At 38.1% G+C, this 13,114-nt stretch carries 9 protein-coding genes, 2 tRNA genes and 3 rRNA genes; all 14 read right to left on the minus strand.

Going from position 1 to position 13,114, the window contains the following annotated elements; all coding sequences use genetic code 11:
* Positions 1-9 precede the first annotated feature (9 nt).
* Positions 10-1,233: a beta-ketoacyl-ACP synthase gene (locus CDOMC_RS05635; protein ID WP_172128664.1), complete on the minus strand. Its 1,224-nt coding sequence runs from the start codon at positions 1,231-1,233 to the stop codon at positions 10-12.
* Positions 1,227-1,940, minus strand: a complete 714-nt coding sequence (fabG, locus tag CDOMC_RS05640; protein WP_172128666.1) for a 3-oxoacyl-ACP reductase FabG — start codon at positions 1,938-1,940, stop codon at positions 1,227-1,229. Before fabG ends, CDOMC_RS05635 begins: the two co-directional genes overlap by 7 nt.
* Positions 1,933-2,373 carry an ApeP family dehydratase gene (locus CDOMC_RS05645; RefSeq protein WP_172128668.1) on the minus strand — a complete coding sequence of 147 codons (441 nt, stop codon included), beginning with the start codon at positions 2,371-2,373 and terminating at the stop codon, positions 1,933-1,935. The genes fabG and CDOMC_RS05645 overlap by 8 nt, the downstream gene beginning before the upstream one ends.
* Positions 2,370-3,536: a beta-ketoacyl synthase N-terminal-like domain-containing protein gene (locus CDOMC_RS05650; protein ID WP_172128670.1), complete on the minus strand. Its 1,167-nt coding sequence runs from the start codon at positions 3,534-3,536 to the stop codon at positions 2,370-2,372. Before CDOMC_RS05650 ends, CDOMC_RS05645 begins: the two co-directional genes overlap by 4 nt.
* Positions 3,520-3,918, minus strand: coding sequence for a hypothetical protein (locus CDOMC_RS05655; RefSeq protein ID WP_236861281.1), 399 nt, complete (start codon positions 3,916-3,918; stop codon positions 3,520-3,522). The genes CDOMC_RS05650 and CDOMC_RS05655 overlap by 17 nt, the downstream gene beginning before the upstream one ends.
* Before the next feature lie 31 nt (positions 3,919-3,949).
* The gene (locus CDOMC_RS05660) at positions 3,950-4,441 is read right to left on the minus strand and encodes a 4'-phosphopantetheinyl transferase family protein (protein ID WP_185768455.1); all 492 of its coding nucleotides are present in this window, start codon (positions 4,439-4,441) and stop codon (positions 3,950-3,952) included.
* Positions 4,442-4,536: 95 nt separating this feature from the next.
* A complete protein-coding gene (locus tag CDOMC_RS05665; protein WP_172128674.1) occupies positions 4,537-4,686 on the minus strand; it encodes a hypothetical protein in 150 nt (49 codons plus the stop codon).
* Positions 4,687-5,744: 1,058 nt separating this feature from the next.
* Positions 5,745-5,863 (minus strand): 5S ribosomal RNA (gene rrf, locus CDOMC_RS05670).
* A gap of 122 nt (positions 5,864-5,985) precedes the next feature.
* Positions 5,986-9,092 (minus strand): 23S ribosomal RNA (locus tag CDOMC_RS05675).
* A gap of 475 nt (positions 9,093-9,567) precedes the next feature.
* A tRNA-Ile gene (locus tag CDOMC_RS05680) sits at positions 9,568-9,644 on the minus strand.
* A 130-nt stretch (positions 9,645-9,774) separates the two neighbouring features.
* A tRNA-Ala gene (locus CDOMC_RS05685) sits at positions 9,775-9,850 on the minus strand.
* 276 nt (positions 9,851-10,126) lie between these two features.
* A 16S ribosomal RNA gene (locus tag CDOMC_RS05690) occupies positions 10,127-11,637 on the minus strand.
* The 16S, 23S and 5S rRNA genes sit together here with 2 tRNA genes alongside, the layout of an rRNA operon.
* A gap of 301 nt (positions 11,638-11,938) precedes the next feature.
* A complete protein-coding gene (locus tag CDOMC_RS05695; RefSeq protein ID WP_172128676.1) occupies positions 11,939-12,514 on the minus strand; it encodes a DedA family protein in 576 nt (191 codons plus the stop codon).
* 9 nt (positions 12,515-12,523) lie between these two features.
* Positions 12,524-13,114, minus strand: a complete 591-nt coding sequence (locus CDOMC_RS05700; protein ID WP_172128678.1) for a lipid-binding SYLF domain-containing protein — start codon at positions 13,112-13,114, stop codon at positions 12,524-12,526.

Below are 13,114 nucleotides of genomic sequence, written 5' to 3' on the forward strand. Positions count from 1 at the left end.
TATCTCCTTTTAATCAATTTTTTTAAATATCAAAGAGGTATTAACTCCACCAAATGCAAAGTTGTTACTCATCACAAAATTTGTTTTAATAGAAGTTTGCTCTTTTAAATAATTCAGTCTGGCACACTCGCTATCCACGTTTTTTAAATTTATAGTAGGGAAAAAATGCTCTTCATTCATCATCATTATGCTAAATATAGCCTCAAGTCCACCGCAGGCTCCAAGAGTATGCCCCAGATAACTTTTTAAAGAACTAATCGCCACCTTGTCTCCAAAAAGCTCGTTTGTAGCGTAGCTTTCAGCTATATCTCCGTGTTTTGTGGCGGTTGCGTGAGCGTTAATGTAACCGATTTTTTCAGGATTTAAATTAGCATCTTTTAAAGCAAGCATCATCGCGCCTTTCATAGTTTCACTTTGAGGACGAGTGATATGCGTTCCATCGCAGTTTGAACCAAATCCAACAACTTCGGCATAAATTTTAGCTCCTCTTTTTAATGCGCTCTCTTCACTCTCCAACAAAAGCATTCCTGCACCCTCTCCTAGCACTAGCCCATCACGATCTTTGTCAAAAGGTGATGGTGATAGCTCTGGAGTCTGGTTTTTAACACTTGTGGCATAAAGAGTATCAAACACATAAGCCTCGCTAGGACAAAGCTCCTCTGCTCCACCCGCCAGCATCATATCTATCATTCCATATTTTATACTCTCATAAGCATAACCAATTGCATGAGAGCCACTGGTACAAGCTGAAGAAGTGGGTATAATTCGACCTTTTAAAGAGTAAAACAGAGCTATATTTGCAGCCGTAGTATGAGGCATCATCTTTATATAAGTATTTGCATTGCAGTCGCTCGAACCGTTTATCAAAAGCTGAGCCATAGACCTTATAGAATCAGTAGATCCTGTCGAGCTACCGCAGGCTACTCCCAATCTACCGTCCTTTATATTCTCATCATCTATCAACCCGGCATCTATTAGCACCGCTCCTGCAGCCTCTACGCTATATCTTGATACTATGCCTAAGCTTCTAAGCTGCTTTCTGTCCCACTCTTTTGGATGCTCATAGTTTATAATAGGAGCTGCTAACCTGGTGTTTAAATCTACAAATTTATCCCATTCACCCATATATATTACAGCATTTTTTTCAGCTTGAAATTTATGTTTTATATCACTCCAGCTCTTACCAAAGGCACTTACCATTCCTATTCCGGTTACAAAAACTCTTCTCAACACAATCCTCCATTTACCCCAATAACCTGTCTAGTAATATATGCCGCGTCTTCACTTAGTAAAAATTCTATCAAAGGCGCTACTTCATCGGCCTTGCCGGCTCTTTTTGCAGGAATCATCTTTAAAATTTCATCCATAGGCAAATTTCCATCCGTCATATCAGTCTCTATTAGTCCGGGTGCCACGCAGTTAACGGTAATATTTCTTGATGCAAGCTCTATGGCTAAAGCCTTTACAGCGCCTATTATGCCTGCCTTGCTAGCAGAATAATTAACCTGCCCTCGGTTACCTATGATACCAGAAACCGAACTAATAGCTACTATGCGAGCAGGTTTTCTTGTGCGAACCATAGGCAAAATAATAGGTTTTAAAACATTATAAAAACTATTTAAATTAGTATCTATCACATTAAACCAATCATCTTCCTCGATTGCCGCAAAAGTATTATCACGCGTAATTCCAGCATTTAAAACTACACCATAATAAACACCGTTAGTCTCTATATCTCTTTGGATATTATATCTTGCACTATCGGTATCGCTGACATCAAAGACTAAGCTCTTTAAATTTAATTCGTTTTGTAAATTTATTAATTTCTCACTTTCACTTCTGCCGTGCAAAACTACATCGTATCCGGCTTTTTTTAGCCTTCTTGCCACTGCCTCGCCAATACCTCTACTAGAGCCAGTAACCAACACTCTCTTAGTCATTTAATACCTTTTGTAAAAAATCATCATCAGGACTTATTACACTTAAACTAGCTTTTGAGCCAAGTATTCCATTTACATAAAGCTCGCAATCATAAACTCCAAAGCCACTATCATCTTGAATTGAGCAGATCGATACGACTTCTACCTCGTCTCCAACACTCAAGCAAGGAATAAATATCTCAAATTTTCTACTTCCCAGCAAAAATCCAAGTCCCGATTTTTTACCTGACTCTTCACGAGTTTTAGAGTCATATACGCCAAGAGCTTGAGCCATAATCTCGATAGCCTTATACATCTCTATCTTACCGTCTCTTAAAAAACCATTATCCTCTTTAATAACACTTCTTGTCTTAATTTTTCCTGCGCCAAATTCAACAACTTCATCTATCATAATAATCTTTGAAGCATGAGGAAGGTGGTCTGATATATTCAATTTAATCTCCTAAAAACTATAGCTGCGTTATCTCCACCAAATGCAAAAGATAATGACATTGCGGATTTAACTACTGCCTTTTGTCCAAATTTTACTAGATTTATTGGACAAATGCTATCATCATAAACTCCATCATAGATATGAGGCGGCAAAATACTCTCATCATTCTGACAAAGCATAACACAAACCGCACTCTCTATTGCGCCGGCGGCACCGAGCGTGTGTCCTATGGATGGCTTTATAGAGCTTGACGGAACATTTGGCATTATATCATGCACGACTTTGGCTTCCACCTGATCATTGGCTATAGTGCCTGTGCCATGTAAATTTATATAATCCACACTTGATATTTTAGCTCTATCAAGTGCACTTTTAACACAAATAGTCTGCATTTTAGCACTGAAATCCGGCTGTGTAGTATGGAATGCATCACAGTTTGAATATTCAGAAGCAACTACTACATTTGAAATTTCATCCCTACTTACTAAAAAAAGAGCTGCGCCCTCTCCTATATTAATACCGTCACGATTTTTTGAAAAAGGATTGGTCTCATTTTCGCTTAAAATTCCAAGCGAATCAAATCCGTTAATCGTAAGCGTATTTAAGCTATCTACGCCACCACAAATCACTACGTCACAAATATTAGCCTCTATAAGCCTTTTTGCTTGCATTATAGCCTTAACTCCGGATGTGCAGGCTGTAGATATTGAAAATATTGCAGAATTTAATCCATAATGATAGGCTATAAACTCTGACGGATTCACAAGTGTATTACGACTAATATTAAATTTCTTAGCATCAAAGAATCCAGTCTTGGCATACTCTTTAAAGGTCTCGTAATTTTCTTCTACTCCACTGGTCGTAGCACCTATAACCACGCCAATTCTATTTTTACCATATTTTTTAATAGCTCTTAATATGATATCGTTTATGTCATCAAGAGCAGTTAATATCAACGAATTTGTACGTGTTTTAAAATGTTCTGGCGTATTTTTATTAAAATTTGCAAGAGAGGCAGTAGTCATACCTAAAATAAATTTTTTATCCTCTCTATAACTACTGCTAACACTTAAAAATCTCTTACCACTTTGTAAATTTACTATGTTTTCATTACTATTTTTACCCGCTGCACTAATCATAGAGGGTTTACTTATATATATCAACTATTCTTACCTTAAAATTTTCATTATCTATTAAAAACATAGATTTGGAATTATTAAATTCTATCATATCTAGCACTTTAACAAAAAGCTCGTTATATGCTTTTTTAGGTGGCAAAAAACCTATGCTTTCAAATTTGCCATCAGACTTTAAGACACGCCTCGCAAGAGGTGTTCCTAGTGAATCCAGCATAGTAAAATTATAATTCTCATCAATATGAGATACATAAAGCTTCTTTAATCCACTTTCGGTAATTATCTCAAACATTACACTATCAAATTTTGGTAAATCAGGACTTCTAAATTTATCAACACATCCTATAAAAAATATACATATAGTAAAAAATATAATATTTTTTATTTTAGAATGTATATATGTTTTCACCTATAATAAGCCCTCTATAAATAACTTTTAACTATATAAATTTTAACATTATATCTTTTTTACCTTTAAAAACAATAGAAATGATATACTTATTACTAATCAAAAAACTCTTGTGTGTATAATTTTTATAATTTAAAGAATTGATTAATCTTAGCTCTGAAAAACCTAAATTTTCAGCCTTTAATATGGCTTCTTTTGTGGTATAAATTTGATAAAAAGTATTAATATTTTTTGATTTTTTATATATTTCTAGCTCATTTTCTGCAAAACAAAACTCACAAATAGAGCTAAAATTTCTTTGCTTTATCTCTTCTATATCAAGACCAAATTTTCCTTTTCCAAACAGCACTCCTACGCATCCATTTTTATGGCTTATGCAAAATTTTGATCGCTTCTTAAAATTACTTATTATATTGCGAGAAACAATAAATTGACTTGATGTTTTTAGGCTATGATATCTTTTGACTCTTCTTCTGTTTTTTCTATCCAATGGCTTTAAATTAAGATTTTCATATTTTTGCAATGATATATATAAAATCAATACATTTTTCACAGAATTATTATATTTGCCTCATATTTTTATAACTATAATTATACAAAAATAATTTCAAGCATTTGTTATTTTATATTTTTCTTTATAACCAGATTTATCTTCAAAAAATATCTTGCGGTATAAAAGCCCTCGGCTATCCTTGGGTCAAATTTGAAAGTTTTGTTTGTAAGGCGCTTGATGACGCCTTGTTTTTTTAGTTCTATCTCGTTACTCATCATACCCTTTCATCCAAATTAATCCATTAGTCTATCCAAATTCATTTTAACAATAAGAATTTTATAAATCAATCATCGAACTTTCTACTTTTATAATATACGCATAGCCATGCTCTTAATTGTAAGCGGACGGCAAGGAAATAAAAGATTAATTGAAAGACTTCGAAGCTTAGGATATTTTATAGTGATTAATTCCATAAACCTTAAAAGAGTTTAAAATATTTCTCATTTCCATGTTTCTTATTACAGAATAGATATTCTTTCTATACTCCACTACCTCTTTACTACTTTTATTACTGCCAATTGATACATAATCGGTTACCTCTTTAACGTTGCTAGGTTTTTCTTTTATACACTCTATTATCTTTTTACTAAGCTCTCCACGAGAGAAACGTCTATTATTAGTAATGTTTTTAGTTTTTATCTCATTTATATTATAGTTTGGATCAAATATTATAATGGCTTTATTAATAGTCTCAAGCTCAGATTGTAAATTTGAGATGATTGATTTATAATATTCGATATTTCCTTTTATTTCAGAATGTTTAGATACAAGAGCTGATATTACGTGAGTTCTACTCGCTTCGCTCCTAGCTTTTCAAGAACTGCCATATTTTATCCTCCTGCATTTATCTAAAATAATAATTCATAAACATACATTCTAATAATTCGTTACATTGAGTTATTAAACTCTAATGCAATAATCCACCAACCAATTAACCTTTACAATAAAAATGCTTCTTAAATAGACTTTGTATATTATTTTTTATAAAAGATGCAAGAAGATAGTTTTCTACTAATAAGAGTTTATTTTGAATGATTAAAAATAAACAAACTAGGCAATATAAGAGCAGAGATAGAATCAATAATATAAAACCAAAGAATAAATAAATATCTAAAATTCTAACCCAAACATATAATTATATTCTTTAGTGTAAATATCTTAGTGTTAATATTATTTATATAAATATTTTAATGGCTATTTAGATTAGATACTTAATGGATGTTTCAGTAAATTGTAGTGATTTAAATAAGTAGTAGCTTTGTATAAATAACAAAGCCCGCAACGACCTACTTTTCCAACATCCCAGTAAGGGAGAGTATCATCAGCCAGGACGAGCTTAGCTTCTTGGTTCGAGATGGAGCAAGGCGTTTCCTCGTCTGTATAGTCACGGGCAGTGTTAAATAAAGCTTATTGTTATAAACCTTATTTAACACTGTTAAAGTCAGCAAGAGTTTAAATAAACACTGCTTTACTCTTGTAAGGTTTTACCCTTAACAAGGAAGTGATGCTTATTAAAAGATAAGCAGACGACCTATTAGTACTGGTCAGCTAAAGGACTTTCATCCATTACACACCCAGCCTATCAAACATATAGTCTTTATGAGGTCTTAAAAGAAGATTCATCTTGGAGTTGGCTTCGAGCTTAGATGCTTTCAGCTCTTATCACATCCCAACTTAGCTACCGAGCGGTGCCCTTGGCAGGACAACTCGTACACCAGTGGTTGGTTCAACCCGGTCCTCTCGTACTAGGGTCAACTCTCCTCAATCTTCTTACGCCCACGGCAGATAGGGACCGAACTGTCTCACGACGTTCTGAACCCAGCTCGCGTACCGCTTTAAATGGCGAACAGCCATACCCTTGGGACCTGCTCCAGCCCCAGGATGCGATGAGCCGACATCGAGGTGCCAAACCTCCCCGTCGATGTGAGCTCTTGGGGGAGATCAGCCTGTTATCCCCGGGGTACCTTTTATCCTTTGAGCGATGGCCCTTCCACACAGAACCACCGGATCACTAAGACCGACTTTCGTCTCTGCTTGACATGTACGTCTCGCAGTTAAGCTGGCTTATACCTTTATACTCTACGAACGATTTCCAACCGTTCTGAGCCAACCTTTGTAAGCCTCCGTTACATTTTGGGAGGCGACCGCCCCAGTCAAACTACCCACCAGACATTGTCCTGCATGAGGATAACTCATGCCAGTTAGCTATCAGAATAAAAAAGAGTGGTATCTCAACAATGGCTCACTATAAACTGGCGTCTATAGATCAAAGCCTCCCACCTATCCTGCACATCTTTATCCCGATAGCAGTGTCAAGCTGTAGTAAAGGTCCACGGGGTCTTTCCGTCTTGCCGCGGGTAGGAGGAATTTTCACCTCCACTACAATTTCACTGGATCCCTCTTCGAGACAGCTCCCATCTCGTTACGCCATTCATGCAGGTCGGTATTTAACCGACAAGGAATTTCGCTACCTTAGGACCGTTATAGTTACGGCCGCCGTTTACTCGGGCTTCGATCAAACGCTTCGCAGAGCTAACGTCATCAATTAACCTTCGAGCACCGGGCAGGCGTCACACCCTATACATCCTCTTACGAGTTAGCAGAGTGCTGTGTTTTTGGTAAACAGTCGGGAGGGACTCTTTGTTGTAACCTTCTTTGCTTACAGAGTAAATCCTTAACAAAGTTAGGCACACCTTATACCGAAGATACGGTGCTATTTTGCAGAGTTCCTTGAAGAGAGTTCTTCCACGCGCCTTAGAATACTCATCCCACCCACCTGTGTCGGTTTACGGTACGGGCAACTATTACTAAACTTAGAAACTTTTCTTGGCTCGACAGTATCAAGGATTCACACGCTGTTCCGAAGAACTTTGTGTGCCTGTGGGGTCTCGGCTTAAAAAGATCCGGATTTGCCTGGATCTTAACCTACACCTTTCGACCAGCACTACCATCCGCTGGCTCCTCTAACTCTAAGCGTCCTTCCATCGCACATAATAGTTGGCATTGGAATATTAACCAATTTTCCATCGCATACCCCTTTCGGACTTTGCTTAGGACCCGGCTAACCCTACGATGACGAGCATCGCGTAGGAAACCTTGGGTTTACGGCGTTGGGGATTCTCACCCCAATTATCGCTACTCATGCCTGCATGCTCACTTCTATCCGCTCCAGCGCTCCTTACCGGTACACCTTCAACGCTGAATAGAACGCTCTCCTACCACTTGCACTTAATTATTTATACTATCAAATTTATACTGTAAATTTTAGTGCTTAATCTGAAATTTAAAAGAACGGATTAAGCGAAGTATTTTGAGATGGATTTAAATGTTGTGAAGTATTTTTTGATTGAGACTAGCCATATAGGCTGTTGATTGAGAAAAATACAAACTCATTTAAATACGCTCAAAAGACGAGCTAGTATAAATGATTAAGTGCAAGTCTAAAGCTTCGGTACTCATTTTAGCCCCGTTATATTTTCCGCGCAGAATCACTAGACCAGTGAGCTATTACGCTTTCTTTAAAGGATGGCTGCTTCTAAGCCAACCTCCTGGTTGTTTCAGTAACTCCACATCGTTTTCCACTTAAATGAGATTTAGGGACCTTAGCTGTTAGTCTGGGTTGTTCCCCTCTCGACGACGGATTTTATCACTCGCCGCCTGACTGCCATGATTACACACTAGGTATTCGGAGTTTGATAGGGTTTGGTACATTGGTGTATGCCCTAGCCCATTCAGTGCTCTACCCCCTAGTGTTACTACATGACGCTATACCTAAATATATTTCGGAGAGAACCAGCTATCACGATGTTTGATTGGCCTTTCACCCCTATCCACAAGTCATCCCATAGCTTTTCAACGCTAGCGGGTTCGGTCCTCCACTGGCTCTTACACCAGTTTCAACCTGCTCATGGATAGATCACATCGTTTCGGGTCTGCAACATCTGACTAAACGCCCTATTAAGACTCGCTTTCGCTACGGCTCCGGGTTTCCTTAACCTCGCCAGACATCACAACTCGCAGGCTCATTATGCAAAAGGCAGTCCATCACCCTGATAAATCATAGGGCTCTGAATGATTGTAAGCAAATGGTTTCAGGTTCTATTTCACTCTGATCACCTCAGTTCTTTTCACCTTTCCCTCACGGTACTTGTGCACTATCGGTCTAGTAGTAGTATTTAGGGTTGGATAGTGGTCTACCCGGCTTCAGACAGAATATCACGTGTTCCGCCCTACTCAGGATACTGCTAAGTAAAACATCGCTTTCATATACGGGAGTATCACCCTCTATGCTCAACCTTTCCAGATTGTTCTATTAGCTTTGCTTAGTCTATGTTGCAGTCCTACAACCCCGTTAGTAAACTAACGGTTTGCCCTCTTACGCGTTCGCTCGCCGCTACTAGCGTAATCTCGTTTGATTTCTTTTCCTGTTGGTACTAAGATGTTTCAATTCCCAACGTTCGCTCCATATAGGTAGTTAAGTTTGCACTTAACTGGGTTGCCCCATTCGGAAATACCCGGATCAAAGCCCCTTGACGGCTCCCCGAGTCTTATCGCAGCCTGGCACGTCCTTCATCGCCTCTACTAGCCAAGGCATCCACCACTTGCTCTTAGTAGCTTACCTTTTATTATATTAGATTAATATATTCTAATTCGCATCACTTCCTTGTTAAAGGTAATTTATAATTACCAAATTTAAACTCTCATCCCCAAGACGGAAAGCATTAACTGATATATAGATAAGTTTTAAACTCCATATATCTTGTGACGTTAAACTTCTGAATACTGATTATATTCAAGAGATAAGATATTTAAATCTTTAACAAGTCCTGTAAAATTGTTTTATTTAAAAACTTGCTTGTGACTCTTAACAATGATAAATAAAAGAACATTTAGACTTCTCAGTCTGACAAAGTCAGACTTGCGACAAGGAGCTTTGCTCCCTTGACCCACCTAAAGCACACCAACGCTTTAGGCGTTGCCGTATTTAGAAGATAATTCTATTTTTCAAAGTCTAAAGCAAACATTCTTTTTAGAACACTTGATTTAAACCTTGATATCTGTTTAGTTAAACTAACTTTTATTTATTTGCTAATTAATGGTGGGCCTAACAAGACTTGAACTTGTGACCTCACCCTTATCAGGGGTGCACTCTAACCAGCTGAGCTATAGGCCCTCTTGCTTGCTCTTTTGCATTCTATACTGCGTCAAAGCTTGGTCATAACTTCGTCACGTAGTGTATCTACGCTCCTTGTTACTCGGTCACTTTTCCTTGTCTAGAATAAAAATAGCTTCGCACTTAAATTTGGTGGAGAATAGCGGGATCGAACCGCTGACCTCCTGCGTGCAAAGCAGGCGCTCTCCCAGCTGAGCTAATTCCCCTTAACATCCTTACTTCGCATACTAGCAAAGCTAGTATTTACGAGCAGGAGTTTCACTCCCTGCACCCACCTAAAGCTATTAAGGATTTATTCTAAACTTCATTTATCACAAATCGCAAATTTAGGTTTTTGTCTAGGCAATTAAGGAATTAGACAAATTTATTAGCTGTCAATCTTTCAAAACTAAACAAGGATGATTGAGTAGATTAGTTTAATAAGGCTAATCTAAATTTTCCTTTGATGAATATCTTGTGAGAGAATATTCATTGTACTCTAGAAAGGAGGTGATCCAACCGCAGGTTCTCCTACGGTTACCTTGTTACGACTTCACCCCAGTCGCTGATTCCACTGTGGGCGGTAGCTAGTTTAGCATTCCGACTTCGAGTGAAATCAACTCCCATGGTGTGACGGGCGGTGAGTACAAGACCCGGGAACGTATTCACCGTAGCATGGCTGATCTACGATTACTAGCGATTCCGGCTTCATGGAGTCGAGTTGCAGACTCCAATCCGAACTGGGACATATTTTATAGATTTGCTCCATCTCGCGATATTGCGTCTCATTGTATATGCCATTGTAGCACGTGTGTCGCCCCGGACATAAGGGCCATGATGACTTGACGTCGTCCACACCTTCCTCCTCCTTACGAAGGCAGTCTATTTAGAGTGCTCGGCCTAACCGTTAGCAACTAAATACGTGGGTTGCGCTCGTTGCGGGACTTAACCCAACATCTCACGACACGAGCTGACGACAGCCGTGCAGCACCTGTCTTAACATTTCTGCAAGCAGACACTCTTCTATCTCTAGATGATTTGTTAGATATCAAGTCCGGGTAAGGTTCTTCGCGTATCTTCGAATTAAACCACATGCTCCACCGCTTGTGCGGGTCCCCGTCTATTCCTTTGAGTTTTAATCTTGCGACCGTACTCCCCAGGCGGTATACTTAATCCGTTAGGTGCATTACTGCCAAGACTAGCTTGGCAACAACTAGTATACATCGTTTAGGGCGTGGACTACCAGGGTATCTAATCCTGTTTGCTCCCCACGCTTTCACACATTAGCGTCAGTTAAGTTCCAGCAGATCGCCTTCGCAATGGGTATTCTTCTTGATCTCTACGGATTTTACCCCTACACCAAGAATTCCATCTGCCTCTCCCTTACTCTAGATTATCAGTTTCTCAAGCAGTTTAACGGTTAAGCCGTTAGATTTCACTCAAGACTTGATAATCCGCCTACGCGTCCTTTACGCCCAGTGATTCCGAGTAACGCTTGCACCCTCCGTATTACCGCGGCTGCTGGCACGGAGTTAGCCGGTGCTTATTCCTTGGGTACCGTCATAATTCTTTCCCAAGAAAAGGAGTTTACGCTCCGAAAAGTGTCATCCTCCACGCGGCGTTGCTGCTTCAGGGTTTCCCCCATTGAGCAATATTCCCTACTGCTGCCTCCCGTAGGAGTCTGGACCGTGTCTCAGTTCCAGTGTGACTGATCATCCTCTCAGACCAGTTACGCGTCATAGCCTTGGTGAGCCATTACCTCACCAACTAGCTGATACGATATAGCCTCATCCTACACCGAAAAACTTTCCCGACTTAACTTATGTAAAGAAGGAGTATAGAGTATTAGCAGTCGTTTCCAACTGTTGTCCTCTAGTGTAGGGCAGATTAGCTATACATTACTCACCCGTGCGCCACTAAGATATAAGAGCAAGCCCTCATATCTCCGTTCGACTTGCATGTATTAGGCACGCCGCCAGCGTTCACTCTGAGCCAGGATCAAACTCTCCATATAATTTATATGAAGTTTTTAATCAAAAAACTTTTAATTTTATAATCTATTATCTTTTAAATTAGCAAGCTAATTTAAAAGATGATTGTTTTTTAGTTTTTCTACATTAATTACTTTCCAAAGAAAGCCTATTAAAGTAGATGGCTCAATCGATCACTTGTTTAGATTTCAAAGATTGACTAATTAGTTTAACAATAGTAAATTAAAAAACTTGCTTTCTGTGAAGCGGAAATTGAAGTATATAGAAATGACGCTTAAACTAAGCTAAAAATTAGTCTAAGCGTATAAATTTTTAATCAAAATACTATTTTTGTTTACTATCTCTTTTTTTTGTAACTTTTTGTAGATATATCCAAATAGAAGCAAATAGAGCAAACATTACTATAGGCATGATCCATCCATGAGAGCTAAAGTAAGAAATGGCATTTGTAAAAATTTCTCCCATATAAAAGCTTCCTACACCAAGAATAACAGCCCATACAATAGAACTTATTACATTTAAAATGCTAAATTTAACAAATGAGTATTTTGTAAGTCCTATAGCAATAGGAACTAAGGTTTTCACACCGTATATAAATTTCTGAATAAAAATTATCCTGTCTCCATATTTTTTCATAAGTATGTGCGAAAACGCCATCTTTCGCTTATGATTTTTAAGATAAGGCATTATCATATGCTTGTTATATCTGCTTAAATATATGAGCATTGTATCGCCCAAGGCATTTGCTATAGATGCGACAACAATACTTGTGGCTAAATCCATCTTGCCGGCATAGCTTAAAATTCCTGCCGCTATTATAGCCACCATTCCTCCACCAAGAGAGTATAAAAATAAAATTGCATATCCATATGTGGATAGCGATGTAAACATTTCTTGCAAATTTTATCCTTAGAATTTAGAGAAAGAATTTAGTAGTGAAGAGTAGCCGTATGAATTTTTATTAAGTTCATTTGTATCGCTTTTTGATATCACGGCACCGCCAAAGCTAGCTCCTGCAAAAAATCCATCATTACTAGCATAGGCGTATATGCTGCTTGAAAATTTAAAATCACTAATTTTACCGTAGTTTTGACCTATCTCCCCAAATGCAAATGAAGCATCGGCTTTTAAAGTTATCTTGGCATCTTTAATATCAGAAACTATACTCTCTTTTAATATAAAAATCACAAGAGAGCTGTTTTCATAGCCTATTTGAAGACCTACGCTTCCACCGCTTATACTAACAGGCCAAATTTCACTAGGACTATATGGGCTTCCCACAACCATAATACCATTGCCATGCATGCCCCCCAAAATCAATCCGACTTTAGTAACTTTAGGGAAGATAACCACGGCTTTTGCATTTTGCATTAGTGCATTAATAGGTGCTCCGCTATTTTTACGCATTGTTAGAGTAAATGAATTAGAAGCGTCAAGCACAAGCTCATCATTAGAAAACAACAATGAAATTCCAAAAATCAACATTAAAATTTTTTTCAT

The organism is Campylobacter sp. RM16192, from assembly GCF_004803855.2.
Classification (GTDB): Bacteria; Campylobacterota; Campylobacteria; order Campylobacterales; family Campylobacteraceae; genus Campylobacter_A.

Excerpts from the sequence above, each read along its gene's own strand:
- fabG (WP_172128666.1), bottom strand. The coding sequence starts at position 1,940 with ATGACTAAGAGAGTGTTGGTTACTGGCTCTAGTAGAGGTATTGGCGAG.
- CDOMC_RS05665 (WP_172128674.1), bottom strand. The coding sequence starts at position 4,686 with ATGAGTAACGAGATAGAACTAAAAAAACAAGGCGTCATCAAGCGCCTT.
- CDOMC_RS05700 (WP_172128678.1), bottom strand. The coding sequence starts at position 13,114 with ATGAAAAAAATTTTAATGTTGATTTTTGGAATTTCATTGTTGTTTTCT.